Raw genomic sequence first — 25,900 nt, 5'->3', positions numbered from 1 at the left:
GCCTATATTGAGGCGCTCAGCGAGTATCTGCGCCTGGACGCCCGCCGGTATGACGGCGGGGAGGTGTAGATATGCAGGCACTGATGCGCATGCGCTTTGGACCGTACACCTTTTTGCAAAATCCCGCCCAGCTTCAGGTGGAAAATCGGGCGCTGCAACAGGAGGAACGGCTGCTGTCCGGCGGGGTCTGCGTGACCCCGGCCGGGCGCCGGGCCACGGTGATCACCGGCAAGGGCTGGTGGTACGGCGGCCGTGCGCTGGAGATGGCCCAGGTGCTGCGGCGGCTGCTTTTGCCCGGACAGGCCCACTGGCTGTTCGCCCCCGGGGCGGAGCCTATGCGGGCGTATTTGACCCGGTTTGATTACACTTGCACCACCGCCCGGGACGGGGTGCAGTACAGCTTTACTTTTACGGAGGACTGTGACCCAGCGCCCCGGTATGCTCCTTACGGCAGCACCCGGGTGCGGCAGGGGGAAAACGCCTTTGACATTGCGGTGCGCACCGGTGTGTCGATAGACACCATTGTGGCACGGAACCGCTTGGCCTCGCCCTTTGATCTGACCCCCGGGGAAAAGGTGGTGTTGGCGTGACATTTGAACTGGAATTTTTGGACGGCAAGCGGGCGGTGCCCCGGCAGCTGCTGTCTTACCGCTGGAGCGGCGATGTGACTGCCGGTTGCGACGGACTGCGGCTGCACTTTTTGTGGGACGACGACCTGCCGGAGGTGTACCGGGTGCGGGGTTTTGCGCCGGACGGTGCGTGCTGCTTCTTTGGCTATGCGGACCAGCAAAAGCTGACGGTAACCCCCGGGCAACGGCGGGGCTTTGTGTATGCCCGCTCCTCAGCCTGTCTGCTGCTGGACAATGAGGCGCTGCCCATTAGCCTAAACGCACCCAATGTGGACCAAATGGTCCACCATTACGCGGCACCCTTTGGCTTTACAGCGGCTTTGCCTGCCGGCACCGCCCCGGGGCAATATACGGTGGAGAAGGGCACCAGCTGCTTTGGCGCCTTGCAGGGCTTTATGCAGGTGCTGGGCGCCAAGGGCGTTTTTGTCGATCCGGAGAACCGGCTGTGTGTTTACGGCAGTGAGACACCGGTGACTTTGCCCGGGGATCAAATCACCTCGATTACGGCGGTGACCGAGCGGGGAGAAGCGCCGGGGGTATATGCCTATAAAATTGCCAGCGCGGAACCGTACTGCCGCCGATTGGAGGCCGGGTATTTTGCGGACAAAAAGATCAGTCGTCGCCGCTATGTCAATGTGGCGGCCTATCCGCCGGAGCAGCGCCAGCAGGTGCTGCTGCGCAAACTGGAGCAGGCGGCTGCCCGGTATCGGCGGCTGGAGGTGGTGCTCACCGGTGCCCATCGGCTGCCGCTGTATGCCCCGGTGGTGCCAAAGGACGGTGTGCCGGACAGCGCCGGGTTCCGTATTTTTCAGCGGGAGATCACCGGCACCGCTCGGCAGGTACAGACCCGGCTGGTGCTGTGCTGCCAACCGAAATTGGAGGCGATGTACTATGTGGCTGAATGAGCGTGCCCGCCAAACCGGCGGCGCCGGATATGAGTGCGCCGGGGTGACCCTGGGCGGCAGTCAGGTGGAGACGGTGGCCTCTGCCCATTTGCGGGAGACCCCGGTGTATGCTCCTTACGGCTATGCGGCCAATGTGCCTGCCGGTGCCCAGGTGCTGCTGCTCTCCGGCGGAGAGGACGGCGCAGTGGTTGCCGGCGCTCGTATGGGCAACGCCGATCTGGCGCCCGGCGAGGTGGAGTTGCGCGGCCCCGGCGGCGCGGTGGTGCGCCTGTGCCGGGACGGTACGGTGCGGATAAACGGTCTGGTCATCAATGAAAAAGGAGAAATCGAACCTTGATCTATGCAGTGGAAAACGGCGATTATGCGGTTACGGATCATGTTCCTCGGCGGCTGGACACACCGGAGAATCTGGTGCAGTCTTTGCGCCTGCTGCTGACGCTGCCCCGGCAGGGCTATTATCCTCGGCCGGTAGGCGGGGTGGGCGGCTGCGGGGCAGATCTGTTGCCGGACGAACTGCTGGCGCTGGGTCGCCGGGCCGTCTGTGATGTGCCCGGCGTGCTGGTGCTGGGGGTGCGCACCGCAGACGGCAGCGCGGTCTTTCGTCTGTGGGTGCGTGAGGAAGAACGGGAGGTGACGGTTGCCCTATGAGAGCGACCTATCAAGAAATAACGGACAAAATGCGGGCGGCATTTTTCGACGCTTGCGGCGAAAAGCCGGAGGATCTGCCGGAGCTGGACGCCCGCTTTCGCAGTGTGGCAACGGAACTGTATGCCCTGTCGGTGTTTGGCGACCATGTGCAAAGCCAGGTGTTTGCCGATACGGCACGGGGTGCGGATCTGGATCGGCACGCGGCGGATGTGGGCTTACAGCGCAAGGGTGCTTCTGCCGCCGCCGGGGTGCTGACATTTTCGTTGGCGCAAGCAGCAGAGGCGGCGGTGACCGTACCGGCAGACACGGTGTGTTCTGTGGCCGGGCAGCCCTATTTGCAGTTTGCCACCACCAAGGCGGCTACCATTCCTGCCGGAGAATGGACGGTGGATGTGCCGGCCGTTTCTCTGGGCAAGACCACTGCCCATAACGTGGAGCCGGGGTGCATTACCGTGATGGTCAATCCTCCGGCGGGCATCCGCTCGGTGACCAACGCCAATCGGTTTTCGGGCGGCGCGGCGGTAGAAACGGATACCGCCCTGCGCCAAAGGATTTGTCAGGTGCAGCAGGTGCCGCCCAATGGGGTGAACACCGCCTGCTTGTCCGCAGCGGTGGAGCAGCTGGATCGGGTGCTGTCGTGCAAGGTGTGCCCCGGCGGTTCCGACTATATCGTTACGGTATATGTGCGCAGCCGTCAGGGTCAGGTGGACGACGAACTGCGCCTGGCGGTGACGGAAAAGTTGGATATTCTCACGCTGGCCGGGTGCTTTATTGATGTGCAGGAGGCAAAAAAGCAACCGGTACAGCTGGTGTGCTCGGCGCAAATTTTAGCAGGAGCGGACCCGGCAACGGTGCGCTCTGCACTGGAAAATCAGCTGAAAGAACTGTGCTCCGCTCGGGTGATCGGCGGCAGCTTGCATCCCTCCGCCCTGGCGGCAGCGCTGCAAACGGACGGCCTGTGCGGCACCCCGGAGGTGCATGCGGCAGGTGAAAAGGGCGGCGTGATCCCTTGCAGCACCGGCGCGTACCTGGAGGTGACGGCGGTGGAGGTGACCTGCTATGTTTGAGACGGTGCTGGGTCGTTTGCAGGCACTGGCGCAGGCAGAGGGCTTTGACCCGCAACCGGGCACGGTGATCGACGGCGAGCTGCGAGCCTACGCGGCGGGGATCGCGCTGGTCTATGATCAACTGACGGACGCCCGGGAGGGCGCCTTTGCCGCCACTGCTGCCGAAGAAAATCTTTGGCGCTGGCTGACGGTTCGCGGTTTGCTGCCGGGCGATACCCTGCAAGAGACCCGCCAAAAGCTGCTGGCGCGGCGGCAAATGCCCTGGGGCGATTTTTCTTTAGCGGGCTTTCAACAGGCACTCAGCGATCTGTGCGGCGCGGGGGCAACTTATCATTGCACGGACGGCAATCTGGAACTGGTGATCCCTGCCGCCGGGCGGGTCCATTTGGGTCGCCTGCTGCGGGACTGGGTTCCACCTTTTCTCTATGCCCATTTGTCGGGCAGCGGGCGCACCTGGAATGCGTTGGACGCAGACGCGGTGCCTTATGCCGTCTTTGACCGGGCAGCGCTGCCCTTTGATATTTTAGATACGGAGGATTAACATGAGCAGTACCAACAAAACCACCAACTTAAAACTGAATGACTGGGTGGGTACCGATGTGCCTCAGCGAGAGGATTTTAACGCGGATAATCAGCGGATTGATAAGGCCATTGGCGACCACACCGGCAACACCGCGGTGCACATCACCCAGGCGGAGCGGGACCTGTGGGGTCTGCCGTTCTACTATTACAACTATTTCGGTAACGGCAAGGCCACACGCAAGGTGGAGGTCCCCAGCCCCTTCCGCCCTCGCTTTGCCATTGTCTTTGCAGACGGTATGGCGCCCTCTGTGTGCAAATTCTCCAGCAGCGCCAACTACCACTATGTGGCCTTTGCCAGCCAGACCCGCGGCACCATCGGCATGACGCTGGATGACACCAGTTTGACGGTGAACCAGTCCGTGTCGCCGGTGACCGGCCAGGAGTATGCTTGCCTAAATCAGAACGGCACCACCTATGCCGTCTTGTTTTTTCGGTAAAGATCCCCTTTCTTTTTTGGTGAAGGTGTGCTATACTGAACATAGACTCGGTGCGGTGTACCCAATTTTGCAGCGCCGGGCAAGGGGGCTTTACCATGTCTGTAAAAGTAATTACCGTTGGTCGAGAGTTCGGCTCCGGCGGGCGCTCCGTGGGCAAGGCTGTTGCTGCGGCGCTGGGCTGGGATTATTATGACCAGGAGCTGGTGCGCCATGTGGCGGAGAAAACCGGTTTTGCCGAGCGCTATATTGAGGAGACCGGCGAGTATTCCGCCAGCAAGAGCCGCTTGGCCTATGCCTTTTCATCCGTTGGTTCGCCGGAGGTGATGAACGGCCTGTCTGCGTCTGATTATTTGTGGACGGTGCAGCGCAAGGTTATTCTGGATTTGGCAGAAAAAGGCAACTGCGTGATCGTGGGCCGCTGCGCGGATTATATTCTGGAGGACCGGGACGATGTGCTCAATGTGTTTGTGCACGCCGGTAAGGACTACCGGGCCAAGCGCATTGTGCTGCTTTACGGCGAAACGGATAAGCCGCCGGCCAAACGCCTGGCGGAGAAGGACAAAAAGCGCGCGCTGAATTACCGGCATTATACCGGCCGGGCGTGGGGCGATGTGCACAATTACGATCTGTCCTTGGACTCCGGCCGCCTGACCCCGGAGGGCTGCGTGGAGATTATCACCCGCGTGGTGCAGGAGAAGAACAAGTAAATCGGTACAGCAAAGCGCACGCGGTTTCTGCCGTGTGCGCTTTTTGTGGGTTTGCGGTTGTTATAGGACAATCTTTTGTCAACGCCCGGCGGCGTTGCCACCTCCCTTTGCAAGGGAGGCAAATCGGTTTCAAAATCTAAGCCCCCCTTGTAAAAGGGGGAAGCGGCGCAGCCGCAGGGGAGGTTCGCCGCAATCGTCTTACTTCTGGAATTGGCAAGCGGCAGGTTGGCGCAGCATTTCTTCGGCAATTTCCTGTACAAAAAGTCTCTTTACATTTGACGGGGAATAGGCTATAATGAGGGCGCATTGTATCCGTAGAGAAAAAACGAACTTTCTCGGGGCGGCGCACGGTTTGCGTGGTGCGCGGCTTGGAACAGTAGCAGAAAGGAAAATCGAATATGAAAGTGAACGCAAAAAAGATCGCAGGCGTAGGTCTGCTCACGGCCCTGGTGGTGGTATTGCAGCTGCTGGGCTCATTTATTAAGTTCGGCACCGTGTCTATCTCCCTGGTGCTCATTCCCATTGTGGTGGGCGCTGCCCTTTACGGTGTAGGTGCCGGCGCTTGGCTGGGCGGTGTGTTCGCCGTGGTGGTGCTGTGCCAGCCGGATACGGCGCTGTTCCTCAACATGAGCATTTTTGGCACCATTTTAACGGTGATGCTCAAGGGCATTTTGGCCGGGGCATTGTCTGGGCTGGTGTATCGGGTGCTAAGCAAGAAGCATAAGTACGCCGGCGTGATCTGTGCCGCTGTGGTGTGCCCGGTGGTGAATACCGGGATCTTCCTGCTGGGTTGTCGATTGTTTTTCTTTGACTGGATCTTGCAGAATGCAGGCGGCGCCAATGCGTTCATTTTTATGATCACCGGCTTTGTGGGGCTGAATTTCGTGGTGGAATTGGCTGTGAATGTGGTACTCAGTCCTGTGATTGTGCGGCTGGTGAATATCAGCAAAAAGCAGTTAAGTTAAGAGAAAGAAGGTGCGGCTATGATTCTGGCCATTGATGTGGGCAATACCAATATAGTCATGGGCTTTATCGAGGGCGATACCATTGTGGACAAATATCGCCTGTCTACGAGCAGTAACGAGACGGCGGAGGAGTATGCCATCAAGCTGCACAGTGTGCTGGATCTGATGCACCTGGAGCCGTCTGCGCTGGAGGGCGCCGTACTGGCTACGGTGGTGCCGCCCCTGGCTCGCACCATCTCTAAGGCTGTGGTGTTGGTTACCGGCAAAGCACCGATTTTAGTGGGTCCCGGAGTCAAGACCGGACTGAATATCAAGACCGATAACCCGGGCGAACTGGGTGCGGATATGGTCGTGGGCGCTGTGGCTGCCATTGCCAAATACCCGGCACCCATTATCCTTTTTGATCTGGGCACGGCCACCACTGCCTCTGTCATTGACAAGAACGGCAGTTTTATCGGCGGGGCGATTCTGTGCGGAGTCAAGACCGCCCTGAGCGCCCTTGCCACCGGTACGGCCCAACTGCCTCAAATTGATATTGCAGCGCCGGCCAGCGCCATTTCCACCAACACGGTGGATTGTATGCGCTCCGGCACCGTGTACGGCACGGCTGCCATGATTGACGGCATGGTGGCGCGCTTTCAGCAAGAGCTGGGTCAACCGGCTAAGGTGGTGATCACCGGCGGGCTGGGTGCGGCCATTGCCAAATACTGTACCGTGGACGCTGTGGTGGATCGGGATCTGTTGCTGGACGGTCTGCGTATCGTGTACCAAAAAAATCAGAAATAAAAAACGGCGCACAGGGCGACCTGTGCGCTTTTTACATGAAACTGCATACAATATATTGGAAAAAAAGAACCTAAAGGAGGGGCATTATGGCTGTATTTCGTCCGTTTCGGGCATTTCGTCCGCTGCCGGATTATCAGGCGCTGATTCCGGCGCCGCCCTATGATGTGCTCACTGCCGCCGGGGCGCGGGAGCGGGCAGCGGGCAATTCGCTGTCCTTTTTACATGTAGATAAGGCAGAGATTGACCTGCCGCCGGAGACGGATCCGTACAGTCCGGCGGTGTATGAGAAAGCCCGGGAGAACCTGCTGGCGCTGGAGCATACCGGCGCGCTGGTGCAGGATCCGGCGCCTTGCTTTTATATTTACAAGCAGGTGATGAACGGCCGCGCCCAGGTGGGGCTGGCAGGTTGCGCCGGGGTGGATGATTACTTAAACGGCGTGATCAAACAGCACGAGCATACTCTGGCCGCCAAGGAGGCGGACCGAATCCGCCATGTGGACACCTGCGACGCCAATACCGGTCCCATTTTCCTGACCTATCGCCGCTCCCCGGCGGTGGAGTTGGCGCTTTCTACTTGGATGAGCGAACACACCCCGGTGTATGATTTTGTGCAGGATGATGTGCAGCAAACGGTGTGGGTGGTGGATAGTGCGCCCCTGTGCGAAAAGCTGCAAGGGTTGTTTGCCGCCATCCCGGCGCTGTATATTGCCGACGGCCACCATCGCTGCGCCTCCGCAGTAAAAGTGGGACTCAAGCGGCGGGAAGAAAAACCGGATTATACCGGGCAGGAAGAATTTAATTTTTTCTTGGCGGTGGCGTTCCCGGACAGCGAGCTGGAAATTTTGCCTTACAACCGGGTGGTGCGTGACTTGAACGGTCTGTCACCGGATGCACTGATTTCCCAAATTGAGCAGCGGTTTATCGTAAAGCACAGGGATGAGCCGGTAGAGCCGGAACAAAAGGGCACCTTCGGTATGGTGGTGGATCGGGAGTGGTACACCTTGCAAATCAAGCCGGCGCTGGTGCCGGATGACCCGGTAGGCGCTTTGGATGTGTCGCTGCTGCAAGACAATTTGCTGTCGCCCATTTTGGGTATTAAAGACCCAAAGACAGATCCGCGTATTGATTTTGTAGGCGGGATTTACGGTGTGCGGGCGCTGGAGAAACGGGCCAAAACGGATATGAAGCTGGCGTTCTCGCTCTATCCCACCACCATTGCGGAACTGATGGCGGTGGCGGACGCCGGGCGCATGATGCCCCCTAAGTCCACCTGGTTTGAGCCAAAGCTGCTTAGCGGTTTGTTTGTGCATTCGCTCTCCACAGACGGAAAAAAGGCTTGACATTTGATTATAATATGCTATTATAGTTATCGGTAATTTGTAAGTTATTCAGTGAGAGTGGTCCCCGGGGACCGCTCTCCTGTTTTTGTAGGGAGGTTTTTCATTGGCAGGCAAGGGAAATGTGGTATCCCGTGTGCAGGCGTTGTGCGCCCCCATTGCGGCCGATCTGGGGCTTTCGCTCTGGGATGTGCGGTTCGTAAAAGAGGGCACGCAGCACTATCTGCGGGTGTTTATTGACAAGGACGGCGGTGTGAGTATGGACGACTGCGTGGCTATGAGCCGGGCACTCCAGGATCCGCTGGATCAGGAAGATCCCATTAAGGAGGCCTACACCTTGGAGGTCAGCTCTCCCGGTATTGAGCGGGAGCTGGTGCAGGACAGCCACTTTTTGCAGTATATCGGCGCGCCGGTACTGGTGCGCACCATTCGCCCGGTTGACGGGGCGCGGGATTTCTCCGGCACGCTGGAGCAGTATAATAACGGTGAGATAACCGTTCGCCTAACTTCCGGCAAAGCGCTGTGTGTACAAAAGAAGGATACAGCCTTTGTGAAGTTGGACGATTTTAATATAGCAGATTTTGAACAGGATTTTCAGGGATAAAGGAAAGGTGATCGGAAAATGAGTAAGGAATTATTTGATGCGGTGCAAATGCTGGCGCAGGAGAAGGGAATCCCGGAGGATTACCTGTATGAAAAAATTTCTGCCGCCATCGTGGTGGCTGCCAAGCACGACTACAACGGCAAGGACATTGTCCATTGCGACATTGACCCGGAGAAGCAGCGCTTTAAGGTGTATGTGACCAAGAATGTGGTTGAGGAAGTGGAGGACCCGGACACGGATCTGACTTTGGAAGAGGCCCAGGCCATCAAGAAGAGCGCCAAGGTGGGCAAGACCATTGACATTCCGCTGAAGACCAAGGAGTTCGGCCGCATTATCGCGCAGACTGCCAAGCATGTGATCCGCCAGGGCATTCGCGAGGCGGAGCGGGGCAAGCTGATGGAGGAGTTCCAGAGCAAGAATCAGGAGCTGATCTCTGCCAAGGTGCTGAGGGTAGACCCGGTCACCGGCAATGCCACCTTGGAGATCGGCAAGAATGAGGCTGTGCTGCCCAAGGCCGAGCAGGTGCCCGGCGAAGAGTTGGTAGAGAACAGTCTGATCAAGATTTTTGTTGTGGATGTAAAAGATGGCAGCAAGGGTCCCAAGATTATGATCAGCCGTACCCACCCGGGTCTGGTGCGCCGCCTGTTTGAGCAGGAGGTGCCGGAGATCTTTGACGGTACTATTGAGATTAAGTCTGTCTCTCGTGAGGCCGGATCTCGTACCAAGATCGCCGTATTCAGCAAAGAGGAAGATGTGGATCCGGTAGGTGCCTGCATCGGTCCTCGCGGCCAGCGTGTGTCCAATATCGTGGACGCTTTGGGCGGCGAGAAGATCGACATTGTAAAGTATAACGACGATGTGCCCACTTACATTGCTGCCGCTTTGGCGCCGGCTGATGTGGTTGGGGTAGAGATCTTGGATGAGGAAGCCAGAAGCTGCCGTGCCACCGTGCCGGATGATCAGCTGAGTCTGGCCATCGGCAACAAGGGGCAGAATGTGCGCCTGGCTGCCAAACTCACCGGCTGGAAGATTGATATTAAGCCGGAGTCCGGCTTTTACGACGGCACGCAGCAGTAAGCGGCTGCCTGCAAACAGGGAGGCGGAAAGATGAAAGCAAAGAAAGTGCCTGTGCGTATGTGCGCCGGTTGCGGCGGACGATTTGACAAGCGCGACCTGGTGCGGGTGGTGCGCACCCCTCAGGGGGATGTGCAGCTGGATCTCACCGGCAAGATGGCCGGGCGGGGCGCCTATGTGTGCCACGATCCTGCCTGCTTGCAGAAGGCGCGGAAGAAGCGGGCCTTTGAGCGGGCGCTGGAGGTGACCATCTCTGACGCGGTCTATGACCGTATGGAGGCGGAGCTGAAAGATGAATAACGCCAAGTGGCTTTCTATGTTGGGGCTTGCCCGCCGTGCAGGCAAGCTGGCTATGGGGCACGACCTGGCCTTGCAGAGCGTACGCGACGGCAAGGCGCAGCTGGTGCTGACGGCGCGGAATGCGTCGCCCCGGCTGGTCCGCGAGTTTGAGACCGCCGGTCAAAAGCGTGCCAAAGCCCCCCGCATGCGTGCCCTGCCCTGCACCATAGATGAGATACACTTTGCCCTGGGTTATCGGGCAGGGGTACTTACGGTGGAGGACGCAGGCTTTGCAGCACGCATTGAAGAATTATTGCAACAGGAGGAAAAGGAATGGTCATAAAAGTAAAAGTATCCGATGTCGCTGCCGGTTTCGGCGTACAGAATAAAGAAGTTTTGGATCTGCTGGCCCAGTGCGGCGCGGCCAAGAAGTCGCCGTCCACTGTGCTGGAGGAGGGGGAGCTGAACGCCCTCTTTGACCGCATTACCAAGACTCACAGCGTAGAGAATTTTGACAAGTTCTATGCGCTGCGGTCCAATAAGCCTAAGAGCCAGGCGCCGCAGCAGAAAAAGGAGAAGAAGCCCCAGTCCGCCGGTAATACGGAGAAGGACAAGAAGCGCCAGAGCCAGGCTGCTATTTTGCAGATGGCGGAGCAGGCGGCTAAGCGGGCTGAGGAAAAGGCCAAGAAGAAGGCCAATCAAACGCCCCAGGCGCGCACCAAAGGCGAGACTCGCCATGTGGACACCCGAGTGAACAATGTGGATCTGGAAAAGTACAATCAGAAGTACGAGGATATTGCCCCCGCTTCCAACATGGGCGATTACCAGAAGAAGCAGAAGCTCAACCAAAAGAGCAAGCAGTACCGCAAAAAGCGGCCCCAGGGTATGCGCGCCCGCTCCAAGAGAGAGACGGAGGCCCAGCGTCTGGCCCGCATTGCGGAGCAGCGTAAAAAGCAGCAGATCACCATTAAGGTGCCGGAGGAGATCACCGTGGGTGAACTGGCAAGTCTGTTGCGTATGACGGCTACCGAAGTGATTAAAAAATTGATGAGTCTGGGCGTGATGGCCAGCGTGAACGAAGTAATCGACTACGATACTGCAGAGATTGTGGCTACCGAACTGGGTGCCAAGGTGGAGAAGCAGGTTGTGGTCTCCATTGAGGAGCAGATCATTGAAGAGGACGACGAGAACGACGAGAATGCCGTGAAGCGCCCGCCGGTGGTTTGCGTGATGGGCCATGTTGACCATGGTAAGACTTCCATTTTGGACGCCATTCGTCATACGGATGTGACCTCTACCGAGGCCGGCGGCATTACCCAGCACATCGGCGCTTATCAGGTAGAAGCGAACGGCGAAAAGATCACCTTCCTGGACACCCCCGGCCACGCGGCCTTTACCGCCATGCGTGCCCGCGGTGCCATGGCTACGGATATTGCCGTGTTGGTTGTGGCTGCGGACGACGGCATTATGCCCCAGACCATTGAGGCCATTAACCACGCCAAGGCAGCGGGCGTTGAAATTATCGTTGCCATTAACAAGATGGATAAAGAGGGCGCCAACCCGGATCGGGTGCTGCAGCAGCTTACCGAGCACGAACTGGTGCCGGAGGAATGGGGCGGCAATGTGATTTGCGTGCCTGTGTCTGCCAAGACGAAGATGGGCATTGACAAATTGCTGGAGACCATTTTGCTGGTAGCGGAAATGCAGGAGCTGAAGGCCAATCCGGACCGTTCCGCCAAGGGTACGGTGATCGAGGCCAAGCTGGATAAGGGCCGCGGTCCCATTGCCACCTTGCTGGTGCAGAACGGTACGCTCCATGCCGGTGATGTGATCGTAGCCGGTATGGCAGTGGGTAAGGTGCGCGCCATGACCGATTATCGCGGTCGTAAGGTGAATTCGGCCGGACCCAGCGTGCCGGTGGAGATCATGGGCCTGGACAGTGCGCCTATGAGCGGCGATGGATTTAACGCCGTGTCCGACGAGCGGCTGGCCCGCCAGTTGGTGGAACAGCGTAAGGAAGCTGCCAAGGAAGAAGAATTCAGCGCCTTCCATAAGGTGACGCTGGACACCCTGTTTGACACCTTGCAGGCCGGCGAGCTGAAGGCCTTTAATGTGGTTATCAAGGCCGATGTTCAAGGCTCTGTTGAGGCTGTAAAGCAGTCCCTGCTGAAGATTGAAAACGACGAGGTGCGGGTTCATGTGATCCACGGCGCCGTGGGCTCCGTCAGCGAGAGCGATGTGATGCTGGCCGCTGCCTCCAATGCCATTATCGTAGCGTTCAACACCGGCGTAGACCCGGTGGCCAAGGAGAACGCAGACCGGGACGGCGTGGAGATCCGCAGCTACAATATTATTTATGACGCCATTGAGGAGATTGAGGCGGCTATGCGCGGTATGCGCGCCCCCAAGTACAGAGATGTGGACACCGGCACCGCCGAAGTGCGCGAGGTGTACAAAATTTCCTCTGCCGGCACCATTGCAGGCTCCCTGGTCACCAGCGGTAATATCCGCCGGGAGGGCAAAGTGCGCTTGGTGCGTGACGGCAAGCAGCTGGCCGATGTGCCGCTGAAGGGCTTAAAGCGGTTTAAGGACGATGTAAAGGATGTATCTTCCGGCTATGAGTGCGGCATCAGCCTGGAGGGCTGGGACGATATTCAGCCCGGCGATGTGCTGGAGTGCTATGTGGTCGAGGAGTACAGAGACTGAGTAGGAGTGCAAAATGCCCGGTTATCATATTGACAGAATTACAGAGGATATTAAGCGGGAGATCGTGGCAATCCTGCGGGAACTAAAAGACCCGCGGATCAGCGGTATGCTTACGGTAGTAAAGGTGAGCGTTACCAACGATCTTAGCTATGCCAAGGTGTATGTGAGCGCCATGGAGGGCATGGAGGCGGCCAAGGCGTCCGTTAAGGGCCTGACCGCCGCCCAGGGCTATATTCGCCACGAGCTGGGCCGGCGGCTGCACCTGCGCAAGTGCCCGGAACTGCGCTTTATTGCCGACGACTCCATTGAAAAGGGCTTTGCCCTTTGGGATAAGCTGAAGGAACTGGAACATGAGGATTGATGTAAAGGAATGTGCCCGGCTGTTGCTGGAGCAGGACGACATTTTAATTCTGACCCATGCCCACCCGGACGGAGACACTTTGGGCTGTGGCTTTGCCCTTTGCCGGGCGCTGCTGCAAAAGGGCAAGTTCGCCTATGTGAAGAACGAGGCAGACATTCCCCCCAAGTACAATTATCTTTTTGACGATATTGTGCCCATAAAGTTCACCCCCCGGTTTGTGGTGGCGGTGGATGTGGCTACCGAGGGGCTGCTGGGTGCCATTCAGGGCAAGTACCATATTGATCTGTGTATTGACCACCACGGCACCAACACGGATTATGCGGATCGGCTGCTGCTGGACGACGGTGCCGCTGCTGCCAGCGAGATCATCTACAAGGTGATCCGGGAGATGGGCGTGCCCCTGGATAAAGGCATGGCCAACTGCCTGTATACCGGCATTTCTACGGACACCGGCTGTTTTCGCTACGCCTCTGCCACGGCGGAGAGCTACCGCATTGCAGCGGATTTGATTGAAGCCGGGGCAGATAACGGCCGGATCAATCGAGTTATGTTTGAGACCAAGACCAAGACCTATGCCCGACTGGAACGGCTGGCACTGGAGTCTATGCGTTTTTACCTGGACGAGCGGGTAGCCATTATCACCGTGACCCAGGAGATGTACCACTTAACCGGCTCCAACGAGCAGGAGACAGAGGGGTTAGCGCCCCTGACCCGCCAGATTGAGGGCGTGGAAGTGGGCATTACCATTCGAGAGAAGCCGGACGGCACATGTAAAGCCTCTCTGCGCACCTTTGAGAGCGTGAACGCGGCGGAGATTGCCAAGGCCTTTGGCGGCGGCGGTCATCCCCAGGCGGCGGCTTGCAACCTGGATATGGATGTAAAGACCGCTCGCGCCAAGCTGGTGGAGAAGTGCGGGGAACTGCTGGTATGACCGGCGTTCTGTGTATTTGCAAGCCGGCGGAGATCACCTCTTTTGGCGTGGTGGCTAAGGTGCGGGGGATCACCCGAGAGCGCAAGGCGGGTCATACCGGTACGCTGGATCCTATGGCTACCGGCGTGCTGCCGGTGCTGTTGGGCGGCGCCACCCGCTTTCTTGACTATTTGCCGGACAGCAACAAGCGCTACCTGGCCACCTTCCGCCTGGGAGAGACAACGGACACCCAGGATTGTACCGGCACGGTGCTCACCCGCCGGCCGGTCACTGCGGATCGGGCGGCTGTTGAGGCGGCGCTTTCTGCCTTTCGAGGCGAGATCATGCAGGTGCCGCCCATGTACTCGGCGGTAAGCGTGGACGGTCAGCGATTGTACGAACTGGCCCGCCAGGGTAAGACCGTGGAGCGGGCAGCCCGCCCGGTGACCATTTTGGATCTGCGCCTGACGGCAGCGGAAGAAGAAAAAAATACCTATACCATAGATGTGACCTGCACCAAGGGCACCTATATTCGGACCTTGATCCACGATTTGGGACAGGCTTTGGGCTGCGGCGCGGTGATGACCGCCTTGCAGCGCACCTGCGCCATGGGTGTGGAACTGGCGGATTGCGTAACTTTAGAGCAGCTGCAAGCCCTGCGAGACAGCGGCGGTGATTTTGCCCCCTGTCTGCGCCCGGTGGACGAACTGCTGGCAGCGTATCCGGCCTTGCAGGTAACGGCGCCCCAGGCACGGCGCTTTGGCAACGGTGGTGCGCTGGATGCGGTGCGATTGCACCGGCAGCTGACGGAGCCCTATTACCGGGTATATGACCCGGCGGGTGTGTTCCTGGGGCTGGGCAGTCCGTCGGCAGACGGCAGCCAGCTGCAAGTGGTGCGCGTGATGGTAATGAGATAAATTTGTATGCAAGAGTGTGAGAACCAAAAGAGAATAACGGCGGTGGCTATCGGGGATTTTGACGGTATGCACCGGGCACATAATATTGTGTGCACCGGAGCGGAGCGGGTGATCATCTACTGCGTGCACAACCGCTTTTCCCTGCTGCAAAAGAGCATTTTCCAGCGTCGCTACCCGACGGCGGTGTTTGCGGATTTTAATGCCATTTGCAATATGGAAGGTCGGCAGTTTGTGGAGGATGTGCTGATCGGTCGATTTGGCGCCGGTATGGTGCTGTGCGGGTTTAATTTCCGCTTTGGCAAGAACGCTGCCTGGGATGCAATGCGTCTGCGGGCGTACCTGGAGGATCGGGGCATTTGGGTGCGTATCTTGGAGCACCAGGACTACCAGGGCGCGCCGATCAGTTCTACCCGTATTCGGGCGGCGGTGCAGGCAGGCGAGATGGAGCAGGCTGCGGCCATGCTGGGCTACAACTTTACTTTTGAGAACCCGGTGCTCCACGGCGACGCTCGGGGTCGCACCATCGGCTATCCCACCATCAACCAGCAGTACCCGGATGGATTGGTGCTGCCCAAGTTCGGTGTGTATGAGAGCCGCATTTCGGTGGGAGACACCTGGTATCGGGGCTTTACGAACCTTGGCGTGCGCCCCACCTGGCAGGTAGAGACCCCCTTGGCAGAGACTCATATTTTTGACTACAACGGCGACCTGTACGGTCAAACAGTGCAGGTGGAGCTGGTGCGTTATTTGCGCCCGGAACAGAAGTTTTCTTCCATCGGGGCGCTGCGGGAGCAACTGGATCATGATAAAAGCAGTATTCTTTGATTTTGACGAGACTTTGCAGGACCGTACGGCGGCCTTTGAGCGGTATATGGACGGCTTTTTTGCCCGGTTTTTTCCCGGTGTGACCGGTGAGGAACTGGAGGAGAAAAAGCACCAAATGCGCCAAAGCGGCAACGGCGGCTATGTGGATCGGGTAGAGTGGTACAAAGGGCTGATTGCCCTTTGGCACTGGACGGACGCCCCTGCGGCAGAAGCGCTGGCGGAACATTATGACCGCACCTTCGGCGACTGCTGCGTGATCTTCCCGGACGCGGTGCCTATGTTGCAGGCGCTGCGGAAGAAAGGCATTGTGACCGGCGTTATCACCAACGGCCCGTCGTATTTGCAAAATCACAAGATGGACGAAAGCGGCCTGCGGCCTTATCTTGATCTGGTGGTCGTCAGCGGCGATGTGGGGGTTCACAAGCCGGATCCGGCGCTGTTCCTCTACGCCTGTGACAAAGTGCAGCTGCCTCCGGCAGACTGTATGTATGTAGGTGACCACCCGGTAAACGACATTGCCGGTGCCCTGTCTGCGGGTATGCAGGCGGTGCGGATGAACTGGGGTTGGTTTAAGGACCAAGACCTGCGCGCGGATGTGCCGGTGATCGGGAAGGTCAGCGATGTGCTGCAATATGTGTAATGCCAATTGCCTCCACTATATGTAGAAATAGATGAAAGAACGCCGCCCGGTGTGCAAGTTTTGCTTGACAGGGGCGGCGCTTTCTGTTATACTACATAGGCTGTTCCGTGGAACAGTAATCCTTGCCGTGCACAGGATGTACGGCCAAAAGACCAGAAGGAGGTGCTTTAGAATGGCATTGAAGAACTATGAAATCGTATTGGTTTTCTCCCTGTCCAAGGGTGAGGAGGCTGCTCAGGCGCTCAAGACCAAGTTTACGGATCTCATCAGCAAGCATGGCACTCTTGGCGAAGTTGAGGAATGGGGCAAGCGCAAGCTGGCTTATCCGATCAACTACGAGACCGAGGGTTACTATGTGATCGCTCAGTTCAGCAGTGAGGAGTCTTTCCCGGCAGAGCTGGATCGTGTGATCAACATTACTGACGGCGTGCTGCGTTCTCTGATCGTCGCTAAGGGCGAGTAAGGGGGAGCACATGATCAATGTAGTGGCTATCATGGGTCGCCTGACCTATGATCCGGAACTGAGAACAACGCCCACAGGCGTTTCTGTCGTGCGTTTTCAGGTAGCTGTGGACCGCAACTTTCAGCGGGCCGGCGAGGAGCGCAAGGCAGACTTCATTGATGTGACCGCCTGGCGCCAAACTGCGGAATTCGTATCTAAGTATTTCCGCAAAGGCTCCATGATCGCTGTGGAGGGCTCTATCCAGACGGATAACTTCACCGATAAGGACGGAAACAAGAGAAAGAGTGTACAGGTCGTTGCCAGCAATGTGTCCTTCTGCGGCTCTAAGGCAGAGAGCGGCACTACCGGCGCAAACTCCAATCCCGCTTTTGCGCAACCGGCGCCCAGCTACGCCAGCGCAGATAACAGCGATTTTGAAGAGATCGTGGATGACGACGACGATTTACCATTTTAACGAAGGAGGAAACCAAGCATGGCTTACAATAAAGGCGGCGCTCGCAAAGGGCGCAAAAAGGTGTGCGTTTTCTGCGTAGAAAAGGTAGACGAGATCGACTACAAGGATGTGACCAGACTGAAGAAATTCACCTCTGAGCGCGCCAAGATCCTGCCTCGTCGTGTGACCGGCACCTGCGCAAAGCATCAGCGTGAGCTGACCACCGCTATCAAGAGAGCGCGTCAGATCGCCATTATGCCTTATACCGCTGACTAATTGCAGTACAGTAGAACCTCAAGTTTTTTACTTGGGGTTCTTTTTTATGCAATTTATAGAGCGGGAGATAAAAGAAGCGGGACGGCTGTTTGAGCCGTCCCGCGTGTTTTTGGATTCGCTTTTACCATTGGTATTTGGTCAGGTGGCCTTTAGAGGTCAGTGCCGGGTAGCCCCATTGGCGCAGCACCTCGTAGGTGCCCACCGCCACGGCGTTAGAAAGGTTTAGACTGCGGATCATGCCTCGCATAGGCAGCCGCACGCACCGGTCGTGGTTGGCTTTCAGCAGCTCCTCCGGCAGCCCCTTGGTCTCTTTGCCGAACACCAAAAAGGCGCCGTTTGGGTACTGCATATCGCTGTGGGCGATCTCCGCCTTGGTGGAGAAGTAAAAGAATTCTGCCCCGGCGTTCTGTTCAAAAAATTCCTCTTGGCTGTTGTAGTAGGTAATGTCCAGCTTGTCCCAGTAGTCCAGCCCGGCGCGCTTGACCTGCTTGTCCGTAATGGTAAAGCCCATGGGTCCTACCAGGTGCAGCCGTGCGCCGGTGGCAGCGCAGGTGCGGGCAATGTTGCCGGTGTTTTGGGGAATTTCCGGCTCGATGAGCGCAATGTTAAGCCTGTATTCCATCTACATATACCTCCGCTACATTCAGATTTTCGTCAACAAACAACAGATCGGCGTACTTGCCGGTGGCAATGGAACCGATCTGATCGTCCATACCGATGGCACGCGCCGGGTTGATGGTGCAGCTGCGCAAGGCGGTTTCAAAATCAATGCCAAAGCGCAGCAAATTCTTAAATTCCGTAAACAGGTCGGTAATGGAGGCGGCAATGGTACCGTCCTCCAGCACCGCATAGCGGCCGTTCTCTTTTACATACACAGTCTGGCCGCCCAACTCGTAGGTGCCCGGTCCCAGCCCGGCGGCGCGCATGCTGTCGCTGATGACGCAGGCTCGGTCCTGCCCCAGCAGGCGAAAGGCGTTGCGCAGCATAATGGGATCAATGTGACCCCCATCGCAGATCAGCTCACAGGTGACCTCCGACCGATCCAGTGCAGCCCCCGGCAGCCCCGGCGCCCGGTGGCTCATGGGCGGCATGGCGTTAAACAAGTGGGTCACATGGCCCGCCCCCGCGTCAAAGGCGGCGTTTGCTTCCTCTGCGGTAGCACAGCTGTGCCCCAGGGACACTCGGCAGCAGCCGCTGATCTGGCGGATCAGGTCGGCGCTGTCAAAGGCTTCCGGCGCCAGGGTAATCAGCTTTACACTGCGGCCGGAGGCGTCAAACAGGGCGTTCCATTCCTCCACGGTGCCCGGGCGAATGTAGTCGCCGTTTTGAGCGCCTTTTTTGGCAGGGGCAATAAACGGCCCCTCCAGGTTCACGCCCAGCAGGCGGGCGCCGGCCTCCTTGCCCATATAGCCACGGGCGGTGACGAGAATATCCGTCAGCTTTTCTCTGGGCAGGGTCATGGTGGTACCGCAAAAGGCGGTGACCCCGCACTTAGCCAGGGAGGCGCTGATCCGATCCATACTGCTTACCGTGCCGTCGGAAAAATCACCGCCCCCGCGGCCGTGTATATGAATGTCTACAAAGCCCGGCAGCAGGGTGTAACCCTGCATATCCCGACCCTCCTGCTCCAGCACACCGATGGCGGTAATGCGGCCGTTTTCCACCTGAATATCCGCCACATCTTTTTGGAACACTTCGTTATAAAAGGTCACATTCTTAAAAATCATTCTGCATTCTCCTTGGCAATTTCCGCAGCCAGCTTCGCCAGTTCCTCAAAGTGGCTCATTTGGCAAATGCGGCGGCGGAACCCGGCGCCACCCCGCAGTCCCTTGGTGTAGTAGGCGGCATGGTGGCGCGCCTCCATCATGGCGGTGCGCTCGCCCTTATATTGAATGGTGCGGTCAATATGGCGCAGCATAACGGCCATACGCTCATGAATGCCCGGCTCCGGCAGCACCCTTGTGTCTGTTAAATAAGCGTTGATTTGGCGAAACAGCCAGGGATTGCCCATGGCGCCCCGACCGATCATAATGGCGTCGCAGCCGGTTTGTTCCAGCAGCAGGGCAGCGCTTTGCACATCGGTTACATCGCCGTTGCCGATTACCGGAATGTGCACCGCCGCTTTTACCCGGCGAATACAGTCCCAGTCTGCGTGGCCGCTGTACATTTCTTCTCTTGTGCGGCCGTGTACCGCCACGGCGGCAGCGCCGTTTTGCTCTGCGATTTGGGCCAGCTCCACCACATTGGGGTGCGCCTTGTCCCAGCCCTTGCGCAGCTTCACCGTTACCGGCAGGTCAACGGCCTCTGCCACCGCGTAGATGATCTCACCTGCCAGCTGCGGGTCTTTCATCAAAGCGGAGCCTGCGCCGTTGTTTGCGACCTTGGGCGCCGGACAGCCCATATTGATGTCAATGGCTTGTGGCTCAAATTCCAGGCACAACTTGGCCGCCTGCGCCATCACCCGTGGCTCCGTGCCAAACAGCTGAATGGCGGCGGGGCGGTCGCTGCCCAGGGTCATCAACTCCCGGCTTTTCCGGTCGCCCATTACCAGCCCCTTGGCGCTGACCATCTCCGTGACCGTGTACGCGGCGCCAAAGTCCCGGCAGATCTCGCGAAACGCCCGGTCGGCCACCCCTGCCATAGGGGCCAAAAATGCCTTGCTATCGGGCGGTAAATTTGTAAAGTCCATGGTATCTCCTGCCTTTTCTGTCTTACTAATATACCACATAAGGAATTGTAATTCAAATCAAACTGTGATAAAATAAAAAACAGAGTGCGCCCGGGCGTTTGACCGGGGCCACAGCGCGATTTTTAGGAGGGCTTTCATGAATCTTTTGGTGCTGGACGGGAACAGTATCGTCAACCGTGCCTTCTACGGCATTAAGCTGCTGACCACCAAGAGCGGCTATTATACCAACGCCATTTACGGCTTTTTGAATATTCTGCTTAAGTTGCAGGACACTTGCCACCCGGACGGTGTGGCGGTGGCCTTTGATGTGCATGAGCCTACTTTCCGCCACAAGCAGTATGCGGACTATAAGGCCGGGCGTAAGCCCATGCCGCAGGAGCTGCGGGCCCAAATGCCTGTGCTTAAGGAACTGCTTACCGCTTTGGGCTACACCACCGTGGAGTGCCCCGGCTGGGAGGCAGACGATGTTTTGGGTACTTTGGCTGCCGCTTGCCGAGACAGCGGCGACGCCTGCTTTATTGCCACCGGGGATCGGGACGCTTTGCAGCTGGCCCACGGCGGGGTGAAGGTGCTGCTGGCGCGTACCAAAATGGGTCAGGCAGTGACCGATGTGTACGATGAGGCGGCCATTGCCGCCGAGTATGGCATTGCCCCCCAGGCGCTGATCCAGGTAAAAGCCCTGCAAGGGGACAGCTCGGACAATATTCCCGGTGTGGCCGGGGTGGGCGCCAAGACGGCGCTGGATCTGGTGCAGCGCTTTGGCACGCTGGACGCCATTTACAAGGATTTAGACACACTGGATATTAAGCCCGGCGTGCGGGAAAAGCTGCGGCGGGACAAGGATAAGGCATATCTTTCTTTGAATTTGGGCACCATTCGCACCAATGCGCCTATTGATGCTGTCCCTGCCCATTATGCCGTTACCGGCGGCGACCCGGCGGCAGCGGTAGCCTTGTTTCGCAAATTGGAACTGTTTTCTCTCATTGATAAATTCAATTTGGATCGGGATCTGGTGCCCGGCGGGGAGACGGAAGCCCCTGCCCCTGCCCACCAGCCGGAGCGGCTCACCTGTGTGGACGCGGATGATCTGCTGACCCGCTTGCGTAAGGCGGGGGATGTGTATGTGGTGCCCCAGATGGCAGAGGGCACGGTAACGGATCTGTTCTTCCCCCTGGGGGACACGGTGTTCGTAATGCCGGCAGACACACCGGAATTCGGCTATTTTGTGCGCACGCTGCTGGCAGAGGATACGGTGCGCATTTTTGGCTACAACACCAAGGAACTGCACCGCCTGGCACAAAAGCAAGGGGTGCGGTGCGGAAATATCTGCGGCGATTTGCAGCTGTCTGCCTATCTGCTGCGCCCATCGGACGCCAAGTACGATTTGGCCCAGCTGGCGCTGGAATACAATGTGCCGGTGCCGGCGTACCGCAACAGCCTGGATCAGGAGGAGCCGGCGGTGGCGCTGGCGGTGATCTTGCCGGAGCTGTTTGCCAAGACGGACGCTTTGATTGACGATGCCGGGCAGCGCAAATTGTTGACGGAAATCGAACTGCCCCTGGCCGGTGTGCTGGCACGTATGGAGTGCGCCGGATTTGATGTGGACAAGGCGGGAATCGAGGCATTCTCCAAGAAGCTGAGCACCCGCATTTCCACCTTGACGGATGCCATTTTTGAGGCGGTGGGTCACGAGTTTAATATCAACTCGCCCAAGCAGTTGGGCGTTGCCCTGTTTGAGGACCTGGGTCTGCCTTGTAAGAAAAAGACAAAAAGCGGTTATTCCACCAATGCCGAGGTGCTGGAGGGTCTGCGCTCTGCCCACCCGGTGGTGGAAAAAATCATGGAATATCGCACACTGACTAAGCTGAAAAGCACTTACTGCGACGGTCTTCTGAAAGTGATTGATACGGACGGGCGGATACACACCCGCTTTAATCAGGTGGAGACCCGCACCGGGCGAATTTCCTCTTTGGAGCCTAATTTGCAGAACATTCCCATTCGCACGGATCTGGGGCGGGAAATGCGCAAGTTTTTCATCGCCGCCCCCGGGTGCCGACTGGTGGACGCGGACTATTCCCAAATTGAACTGCGGGTGCTGGCGTCCATGGCTGAAGATCAGACGATGATTGATGCTTTTAACAGTGGCGCGGATATTCACACCGCCACGGCGGCGCAGGTGTTTGGTCTGCCGCCGGAGATGATCACCCCCCAACTGCGCAGTCGCGCCAAGGCGGTGAACTTTGGCATTGTTTACGGCATCGGCGCCTTTTCGCTGGCCAAGGATATTGGGGTCAGCAACAAAGAGGCCAAGGAATATATTGACTCCTATATGCACACCTATCAGGGCGTGGCGGCCTATATGCAGCGGATGATTGACGCCGCCAAGGACACCGGCTATGCCACCACGCTGTTCGGTCGGCGGCGGTATCTGCCGGAGCTGGCTGCCAGCAACCACATGCTCCGCGCCTTTGGAGAGCGGGTGGCACGGAATATGCCGATCCAGGGCACTGCGGCTGATATTATTAAGATTGCCATGGTGCGGGTGGATCGGCGGCTGTATGCCGAGGGAATGGAGAGCCGCCTGATCCTCCAGGTGCACGATGAACTGATCGTAGAGGCGCCGGAGGCAGAGGCCGACCGAGCACTGCAAATTGTAACGGAGGAGATGGAGCACGCCTGCGATATGGCGGTGCTGCTGCGGGCCGACGGCAAGATCGGCCAAACTTGGTATGATGCACATTAAAGACCACCAGCTGCAAATTTTGCCCTTTGCCCCGGCGCATCTGGACGGGGTGGAGCGGCTGGAGCAGCTGTGTTTTGCCCACCCCTGGCAGCGGGCGGATTTAGAGACCCAGCTGACCAGCCCCTGCGCTCGCTTTTTAGTGGCGGTGCTGGGAGATAAAGTGGTAGGCTACTTGGGGGTGCAGGTGGTCTGCGGTGAGGGCAGCGTCACCAATGTGGCGGTGGATCCCACCTATCGCCGCCGGGGTATTGCCCGGGCGCTGTTCGGCGCCTGCTTTGCCACCGGGGAACTGGATTTTTTGACTTTGGAGGTGCGGCCGTCCAATGAGGCGGCGCTGGCACTGTACCGGGAACTGGGCTTTCAGCCGGTGGGGCGGCGCCGGGACTTCTATACGGATCCGACGGAGGACGCGCTGCTGCTGACAAAAACCTTTAAGAAAGAGGAACCGGATGGGTAAAAAGAAAGACAAACTCTATAAATTAGAGCCGGAGACCAAGGCGATGATCGCCGCTGTGCGCAGCGCCGTGGAGGACTGCGCCGCCACCGGGCTGTATGGTCGGTTTATGGGCTTTGAGGAGAGTCACACGGCAGATGATTACCGCTTAACCGCCGTGTTCGACTGCGGCGAATACCGGCTGCGGCTGCGGTATCTGCCCTCGGTGATGCTGCTGACCGACAATTTTTTGGACATAGACCTGGACTACGGCGACGCCGGGCGCTTTACACTCTATGATGTGTTCAATGTGCTGGAGATCGAGGACTTTAACCAGTATTACCACAGCGGCTTTTCCACCACCGGCGAGGTGCCGGGCCTGGTGCGGGAGCTGCTGGAGGCGGTACATAAGTACGATTACGACTTGTGCCGGGCGGCAGAACCGCAGCTTTTGGCGCAGATGAAAGCCAACCGCCTGGCGGATATGAAAGCCGTGCGAGGCAAGCACTTTGACCCCAATGACCCGGATGGGGAAGAGCAGGAGATCTTGGGCATATTGCCTACGCACCCGATGGTTACCGCCGTGTCCGGCGCAACGGACAGCGCCAAGCTGCTGCGGCACTTGGAAAAGGCGGAGGCTAAGGGCCGACTGGACACCCTTTATGAACGCCGCCTGCTGGACTATATGCGCCGGGGCAATACGGTGGTGGACCAAACCGAGCAAGCCAAGCAGGATTTTGAGCGGCAGTATAAGCGCTGCGCCCGCAAGGTGAATGGGATGATTGCTGTTGTGGGGCTGATCGTGGCCATGGTGCTGGTGTTCGGCCTGCGTGCCCTGCTGTTCCGGGGCACCCGGCTGGTGGAGTACACGCTGCCCATCGGTACGCTGGAGATCAGCGTGAGCACGGCCAAATGTATTTTGTTCGGGCTGATCAGCGCAATCGGTATATTTAGTACCGGCAAGGTGCTGCTGGGCACGCCCTTGATGAAGCGCTTTTATCCCAAGGACGAAAAAAGCCGAGCCTATTATGCTCGGGAGAATGAGAGTGCCCGCACCGGCAAGCAGGTAGCAGAGGCTGTTGTAGGTATGCTTTTAATGGTACTGCTGTCTGTGTATGCGGCTACCAATAATTTTGGCATTGGCGCGGAATATGTGCGCTATTCCCCGGACGGCTCTCTCTTCCAGGTGGTGCAGGTGGAGAACCGGAACCTGCGGGTTTACAGAGTCGAGGGCGAGACGGACGAGGACGGCACATTCGCCCCGGTGGAGAACGGCTACGCCATTTCGGACGGCAAGGATCATTCCTACTATGTGGGCGAGTTGGTGCCCGGCGGCCCGACGGAGAAAAAACTGCTGGCCATTGCGGAGAAAAACGGCCAGACCATACCGACGGTCAAGACCCAAGAGGATATTAAAAAATGAGAATTTTAGGAATTGAAAGCTCCTGCGACGAAACGGCGGCAGCCGTGGTGCAGGACGGACGGCAGGTGCTGTCCAATGTGATCGCTACCTCGCTGGAGGAGCATAAGCTGTACGGCGGCGTGGTGCCGGAGATTGCCTCCCGCCGCCATGCAGAGAGTATCAGCGGCGTGGTGCGCCAGGCGCTGGCGGACGCCAATTGCGATATGTCAGGGATTGACGCCATTGCGGTGACCTATGCCCCCGGGCTCATTGGCGCCCTGCTGGTGGGGGTGAACTTTGCCAAGGGGCTGTCTATGGCTACAAATACACCCCTGGTGCCGGTGCACCACTTGCGCAGCCATGTGGCAGCCAATTACATTACCGGCGATCTGCAACCGCCGTTTCTTTGCCTGGTGGTCAGCGGCGGCCACAGCCACATTGTAGCGGTGGAGGACTACACCACTTATAAAGTGCTGGGCAAGACCCGAGACGATGCTGCCGGCGAGGCGCTGGACAAGGCCGGGCGCACCTTGGGGTTGCCGTACCCCGGCGGGATCAGCATAGACAAGATCGCCCCCACCGGGGACGAGAATGCCTTTGCCTTTCCCCACCCGCGGCTGGACACGCCCTATGATTTCTCGTTCAGCGGGCTAAAGACTGCGGTAATCAACACCGTGCACCGGATGGAGCAGAAGGGGGAGACCCTGCCGGTGGCCGACCTGGCTGCCTCGTTCCAAAAGGGCGTTACCGATTGCCTGGTGGAGAAGCTGGAAAAGGCCGCCACGGACTACGGCTACACTTCCATTGCCCTGGCCGGCGGTGTGTCCGCCAACTCCCGCCTGCGCCGAGAGACGGACCGCCTGTGCCGCCAAAAGGGCTGGCAGCTGCATTTGCCGGCACTGAAATACTGCGGTGACAACGGCGCCATGGTGGGCGCCCAGGGCTACTATGAGTATGTGTCCGGCGTGCGCGCACAACCGGATCTGAACGCTTATGCAACTATGCCAATTGATCGGCCGACTTTTTGAAAAAATTGTGAAAAAGTCCTAATTAGAAGCCGTATCTATTGAATTTTTTGCCGC

Annotated in this window: 31 protein-coding genes; 28 read left to right on the top strand and 3 right to left on the bottom strand. The window is 58.2% G+C overall.

Going from position 1 to position 25,900, the window contains the following annotated elements; all coding sequences use genetic code 11:
* Positions 1-71: 71 nt before the first annotated feature.
* The 24 genes from OGM59_07540 to rpsR all read left to right on the top strand — a co-directional run bounded on the left by OGM59_07540 (position 72) and on the right by rpsR (position 17,551).
* Positions 72-590 carry a LysM peptidoglycan-binding domain-containing protein gene (locus OGM59_07540; protein UYI90555.1) on the top strand — a complete coding sequence of 173 codons (519 nt, stop codon included), beginning with the start codon at positions 72-74 and terminating at the stop codon, positions 588-590.
* On the top strand, positions 587-1,534 hold the full coding sequence (locus OGM59_07535; GenBank protein ID UYI90554.1) for a hypothetical protein: 948 nt from the start codon (positions 587-589) through the stop codon (positions 1,532-1,534). The genes OGM59_07540 and OGM59_07535 overlap by 4 nt, the downstream gene beginning before the upstream one ends.
* Positions 1,521-1,871 (top strand): hypothetical protein, encoded by a 351-nt coding sequence (locus tag OGM59_07530; GenBank protein UYI90553.1) that lies wholly within the window; start codon positions 1,521-1,523, stop codon positions 1,869-1,871. The genes OGM59_07535 and OGM59_07530 overlap by 14 nt, the downstream gene beginning before the upstream one ends.
* Positions 1,868-2,182 carry a hypothetical protein gene (locus tag OGM59_07525; GenBank protein ID UYI90552.1) on the top strand — a complete coding sequence of 105 codons (315 nt, stop codon included), beginning with the start codon at positions 1,868-1,870 and terminating at the stop codon, positions 2,180-2,182. Before OGM59_07530 ends, OGM59_07525 begins: the two co-directional genes overlap by 4 nt.
* Positions 2,179-3,249, top strand: coding sequence for a baseplate J/gp47 family protein (locus OGM59_07520; GenBank protein ID UYI90551.1), 1,071 nt, complete (start codon positions 2,179-2,181; stop codon positions 3,247-3,249). The genes OGM59_07525 and OGM59_07520 overlap by 4 nt, the downstream gene beginning before the upstream one ends.
* The gene (locus OGM59_07515) at positions 3,242-3,790 is read left to right on the top strand and encodes a YmfQ family protein (protein ID UYI90550.1); all 549 of its coding nucleotides are present in this window, start codon (positions 3,242-3,244) and stop codon (positions 3,788-3,790) included. The genes OGM59_07520 and OGM59_07515 overlap by 8 nt, the downstream gene beginning before the upstream one ends.
* A gap of 1 nt (position 3,791) precedes the next feature.
* On the top strand, positions 3,792-4,268 hold the full coding sequence (locus OGM59_07510; GenBank protein UYI90549.1) for a hypothetical protein: 477 nt from the start codon (positions 3,792-3,794) through the stop codon (positions 4,266-4,268).
* Positions 4,269-4,363: 95 nt separating this feature from the next.
* Complete coding sequence (locus OGM59_07505; GenBank protein UYI90548.1) at positions 4,364-4,975, top strand: cytidylate kinase-like family protein; 612 nt, start codon at positions 4,364-4,366, stop codon at positions 4,973-4,975.
* A gap of 398 nt (positions 4,976-5,373) precedes the next feature.
* Positions 5,374-5,940, top strand: a complete 567-nt coding sequence (locus tag OGM59_07500; GenBank protein ID UYI90547.1) for an ECF transporter S component — start codon at positions 5,374-5,376, stop codon at positions 5,938-5,940.
* 18 nt (positions 5,941-5,958) lie between these two features.
* Positions 5,959-6,726: a type III pantothenate kinase gene (locus OGM59_07495; GenBank protein ID UYI90546.1), complete on the top strand. Its 768-nt coding sequence runs from the start codon at positions 5,959-5,961 to the stop codon at positions 6,724-6,726.
* 86 nt (positions 6,727-6,812) lie between these two features.
* Positions 6,813-8,066 carry a DUF1015 family protein gene (locus OGM59_07490; GenBank protein UYI90545.1) on the top strand — a complete coding sequence of 418 codons (1,254 nt, stop codon included), beginning with the start codon at positions 6,813-6,815 and terminating at the stop codon, positions 8,064-8,066.
* Between the two features lie 103 nt (positions 8,067-8,169).
* Complete coding sequence (locus OGM59_07485; protein ID UYI90544.1) at positions 8,170-8,667, top strand: ribosome maturation factor RimP; 498 nt, start codon at positions 8,170-8,172, stop codon at positions 8,665-8,667.
* Positions 8,668-8,685: 18 nt separating this feature from the next.
* Positions 8,686-9,744, top strand: a complete 1,059-nt coding sequence (nusA, locus tag OGM59_07480; protein ID UYI90543.1) for a transcription termination factor NusA — start codon at positions 8,686-8,688, stop codon at positions 9,742-9,744.
* Positions 9,745-9,774: 30 nt separating this feature from the next.
* Positions 9,775-10,041, top strand: a complete 267-nt coding sequence (locus tag OGM59_07475; GenBank protein ID UYI90542.1) for a YlxR family protein — start codon at positions 9,775-9,777, stop codon at positions 10,039-10,041.
* A complete protein-coding gene (locus OGM59_07470; protein ID UYI90541.1) occupies positions 10,034-10,363 on the top strand; it encodes a ribosomal L7Ae/L30e/S12e/Gadd45 family protein in 330 nt (109 codons plus the stop codon). Before OGM59_07475 ends, OGM59_07470 begins: the two co-directional genes overlap by 8 nt.
* Positions 10,354-12,726, top strand: a complete 2,373-nt coding sequence (infB, locus tag OGM59_07465) for a translation initiation factor IF-2 (protein ID UYI90540.1) — start codon at positions 10,354-10,356, stop codon at positions 12,724-12,726. The genes OGM59_07470 and infB overlap by 10 nt, the downstream gene beginning before the upstream one ends.
* Before the next feature lie 13 nt (positions 12,727-12,739).
* Complete coding sequence (rbfA, locus tag OGM59_07460) at positions 12,740-13,087, top strand: 30S ribosome-binding factor RbfA (GenBank protein ID UYI90539.1); 348 nt, start codon at positions 12,740-12,742, stop codon at positions 13,085-13,087.
* Complete coding sequence (locus OGM59_07455; GenBank protein ID UYI90538.1) at positions 13,077-14,018, top strand: bifunctional oligoribonuclease/PAP phosphatase NrnA; 942 nt, start codon at positions 13,077-13,079, stop codon at positions 14,016-14,018. The genes rbfA and OGM59_07455 overlap by 11 nt, the downstream gene beginning before the upstream one ends.
* Positions 14,015-14,914 (top strand): tRNA pseudouridine(55) synthase TruB, encoded by a 900-nt coding sequence (gene truB, locus OGM59_07450; protein UYI90537.1) that lies wholly within the window; start codon positions 14,015-14,017, stop codon positions 14,912-14,914. The genes OGM59_07455 and truB overlap by 4 nt, the downstream gene beginning before the upstream one ends.
* Positions 14,915-14,920: 6 nt before the next feature.
* Complete coding sequence (locus OGM59_07445; protein ID UYI90536.1) at positions 14,921-15,739, top strand: hypothetical protein; 819 nt, start codon at positions 14,921-14,923, stop codon at positions 15,737-15,739.
* Positions 15,717-16,379, top strand: a complete 663-nt coding sequence (locus OGM59_07440) for an HAD family hydrolase (GenBank protein UYI90535.1) — start codon at positions 15,717-15,719, stop codon at positions 16,377-16,379. The genes OGM59_07445 and OGM59_07440 overlap by 23 nt, the downstream gene beginning before the upstream one ends.
* 172 nt (positions 16,380-16,551) lie before the next feature.
* Entirely contained in the window at positions 16,552-16,842 is a 291-nt protein-coding gene (rpsF, locus tag OGM59_07435) for a 30S ribosomal protein S6 (GenBank protein ID UYI90534.1), read from the top strand.
* A gap of 10 nt (positions 16,843-16,852) precedes the next feature.
* The gene (locus OGM59_07430; protein ID UYI90533.1) at positions 16,853-17,296 is read left to right on the top strand and encodes a single-stranded DNA-binding protein; all 444 of its coding nucleotides are present in this window, start codon (positions 16,853-16,855) and stop codon (positions 17,294-17,296) included.
* Between the two features lie 18 nt (positions 17,297-17,314).
* Positions 17,315-17,551, top strand: coding sequence for a 30S ribosomal protein S18 (gene rpsR / locus OGM59_07425; GenBank protein UYI90532.1), 237 nt, complete (start codon positions 17,315-17,317; stop codon positions 17,549-17,551).
* A 121-nt stretch (positions 17,552-17,672) separates the two neighbouring features.
* On the opposite strand, the gene trmL is transcribed toward rpsR, so the two are convergent.
* From trmL to dusB, 3 genes are read right to left on the bottom strand one after another with little or no spacing between them, the layout of a single operon-like run.
* The gene (gene trmL / locus OGM59_07420; GenBank protein UYI90531.1) at positions 17,673-18,173 is read right to left on the bottom strand and encodes a tRNA (uridine(34)/cytosine(34)/5-carboxymethylaminomethyluridine(34)-2'-O)-methyltransferase TrmL; all 501 of its coding nucleotides are present in this window, start codon (positions 18,171-18,173) and stop codon (positions 17,673-17,675) included.
* On the bottom strand, positions 18,157-19,278 hold the full coding sequence (gene nagA, locus OGM59_07415) for an N-acetylglucosamine-6-phosphate deacetylase (GenBank protein ID UYI90530.1): 1,122 nt from the start codon (positions 19,276-19,278) through the stop codon (positions 18,157-18,159). The genes trmL and nagA overlap by 17 nt, the downstream gene beginning before the upstream one ends.
* The gene (gene dusB, locus OGM59_07410; GenBank protein UYI90529.1) at positions 19,275-20,240 is read right to left on the bottom strand and encodes a tRNA dihydrouridine synthase DusB; all 966 of its coding nucleotides are present in this window, start codon (positions 20,238-20,240) and stop codon (positions 19,275-19,277) included. The genes nagA and dusB overlap by 4 nt, the downstream gene beginning before the upstream one ends.
* 136 nt (positions 20,241-20,376) lie before the next feature.
* Here dusB and polA point away from each other — a divergent pair, with 136 nt between their 5' ends.
* From polA to tsaD, 4 genes are read left to right on the top strand one after another with little or no spacing between them, the layout of a single operon-like run.
* The gene (polA, locus tag OGM59_07405) at positions 20,377-22,983 is read left to right on the top strand and encodes a DNA polymerase I (protein ID UYI90528.1); all 2,607 of its coding nucleotides are present in this window, start codon (positions 20,377-20,379) and stop codon (positions 22,981-22,983) included.
* Positions 22,970-23,440 (top strand): ribosomal protein S18-alanine N-acetyltransferase, encoded by a 471-nt coding sequence (gene rimI, locus OGM59_07400; GenBank protein ID UYI90527.1) that lies wholly within the window; start codon positions 22,970-22,972, stop codon positions 23,438-23,440. The genes polA and rimI overlap by 14 nt, the downstream gene beginning before the upstream one ends.
* Positions 23,433-24,839 carry a hypothetical protein gene (locus OGM59_07395; GenBank protein UYI90526.1) on the top strand — a complete coding sequence of 469 codons (1,407 nt, stop codon included), beginning with the start codon at positions 23,433-23,435 and terminating at the stop codon, positions 24,837-24,839. Before rimI ends, OGM59_07395 begins: the two co-directional genes overlap by 8 nt.
* Entirely contained in the window at positions 24,836-25,846 is a 1,011-nt protein-coding gene (gene tsaD, locus OGM59_07390; GenBank protein UYI90525.1) for a tRNA (adenosine(37)-N6)-threonylcarbamoyltransferase complex transferase subunit TsaD, read from the top strand. Before OGM59_07395 ends, tsaD begins: the two co-directional genes overlap by 4 nt.
* Positions 25,847-25,900 lie beyond the last annotated feature (54 nt).

Source organism: Oscillospiraceae bacterium (assembly GCA_025757685.1).
GTDB lineage: Bacteria > Bacillota > Clostridia > Oscillospirales > Acutalibacteraceae > CAG-217.
This window is presented reverse-complemented; position numbering and strand designations above follow the sequence as displayed.

What these genes read in the sequence shown, in the direction of transcription:
- trmL (UYI90531.1), bottom strand. Translation starts at nt 18,173, where the DNA reads ATGGAATACAGGCTTAACATTGCGCTCATCGAGCCGGAAATTCCCCAA.
- OGM59_07430 (UYI90533.1), top strand. Translation starts at nt 16,853, where the DNA reads ATGATCAATGTAGTGGCTATCATGGGTCGCCTGACCTATGATCCGGAA.
- OGM59_07505 (UYI90548.1), top strand. Translation starts at nt 4,364, where the DNA reads ATGTCTGTAAAAGTAATTACCGTTGGTCGAGAGTTCGGCTCCGGCGGG.
- nagA (UYI90530.1), bottom strand. Translation starts at nt 19,278, where the DNA reads ATGATTTTTAAGAATGTGACCTTTTATAACGAAGTGTTCCAAAAAGAT.
- rbfA (UYI90539.1), top strand. Translation starts at nt 12,740, where the DNA reads ATGCCCGGTTATCATATTGACAGAATTACAGAGGATATTAAGCGGGAG.
- rpsF (UYI90534.1), top strand. Translation starts at nt 16,552, where the DNA reads ATGGCATTGAAGAACTATGAAATCGTATTGGTTTTCTCCCTGTCCAAG.
- OGM59_07445 (UYI90536.1), top strand. Translation starts at nt 14,921, where the DNA reads ATGCAAGAGTGTGAGAACCAAAAGAGAATAACGGCGGTGGCTATCGGG.
- OGM59_07490 (UYI90545.1), top strand. Translation starts at nt 6,813, where the DNA reads ATGGCTGTATTTCGTCCGTTTCGGGCATTTCGTCCGCTGCCGGATTAT.
- infB (UYI90540.1), top strand. Translation starts at nt 10,354, where the DNA reads ATGGTCATAAAAGTAAAAGTATCCGATGTCGCTGCCGGTTTCGGCGTA.
- OGM59_07395 (UYI90526.1), top strand. Translation starts at nt 23,433, where the DNA reads ATGGGTAAAAAGAAAGACAAACTCTATAAATTAGAGCCGGAGACCAAG.
- OGM59_07495 (UYI90546.1), top strand. Translation starts at nt 5,959, where the DNA reads ATGATTCTGGCCATTGATGTGGGCAATACCAATATAGTCATGGGCTTT.
- OGM59_07515 (UYI90550.1), top strand. Translation starts at nt 3,242, where the DNA reads ATGTTTGAGACGGTGCTGGGTCGTTTGCAGGCACTGGCGCAGGCAGAG.
- tsaD (UYI90525.1), top strand. Translation starts at nt 24,836, where the DNA reads ATGAGAATTTTAGGAATTGAAAGCTCCTGCGACGAAACGGCGGCAGCC.
- polA (UYI90528.1), top strand. Translation starts at nt 20,377, where the DNA reads ATGAATCTTTTGGTGCTGGACGGGAACAGTATCGTCAACCGTGCCTTC.
- OGM59_07510 (UYI90549.1), top strand. Translation starts at nt 3,792, where the DNA reads ATGAGCAGTACCAACAAAACCACCAACTTAAAACTGAATGACTGGGTG.
- OGM59_07455 (UYI90538.1), top strand. Translation starts at nt 13,077, where the DNA reads ATGAGGATTGATGTAAAGGAATGTGCCCGGCTGTTGCTGGAGCAGGAC.
- truB (UYI90537.1), top strand. Translation starts at nt 14,015, where the DNA reads ATGACCGGCGTTCTGTGTATTTGCAAGCCGGCGGAGATCACCTCTTTT.
- nusA (UYI90543.1), top strand. Translation starts at nt 8,686, where the DNA reads ATGAGTAAGGAATTATTTGATGCGGTGCAAATGCTGGCGCAGGAGAAG.
- OGM59_07530 (UYI90553.1), top strand. Translation starts at nt 1,521, where the DNA reads ATGTGGCTGAATGAGCGTGCCCGCCAAACCGGCGGCGCCGGATATGAG.
- dusB (UYI90529.1), bottom strand. Translation starts at nt 20,240, where the DNA reads ATGGACTTTACAAATTTACCGCCCGATAGCAAGGCATTTTTGGCCCCT.
- OGM59_07475 (UYI90542.1), top strand. Translation starts at nt 9,775, where the DNA reads ATGAAAGCAAAGAAAGTGCCTGTGCGTATGTGCGCCGGTTGCGGCGGA.
- OGM59_07470 (UYI90541.1), top strand. Translation starts at nt 10,034, where the DNA reads ATGAATAACGCCAAGTGGCTTTCTATGTTGGGGCTTGCCCGCCGTGCA.
- OGM59_07440 (UYI90535.1), top strand. Translation starts at nt 15,717, where the DNA reads ATGATAAAAGCAGTATTCTTTGATTTTGACGAGACTTTGCAGGACCGT.
- OGM59_07540 (UYI90555.1), top strand. Translation starts at nt 72, where the DNA reads ATGCAGGCACTGATGCGCATGCGCTTTGGACCGTACACCTTTTTGCAA.
- rpsR (UYI90532.1), top strand. Translation starts at nt 17,315, where the DNA reads ATGGCTTACAATAAAGGCGGCGCTCGCAAAGGGCGCAAAAAGGTGTGC.
- OGM59_07500 (UYI90547.1), top strand. Translation starts at nt 5,374, where the DNA reads ATGAAAGTGAACGCAAAAAAGATCGCAGGCGTAGGTCTGCTCACGGCC.
- rimI (UYI90527.1), top strand. Translation starts at nt 22,970, where the DNA reads ATGATGCACATTAAAGACCACCAGCTGCAAATTTTGCCCTTTGCCCCG.
- OGM59_07520 (UYI90551.1), top strand. Translation starts at nt 2,179, where the DNA reads ATGAGAGCGACCTATCAAGAAATAACGGACAAAATGCGGGCGGCATTT.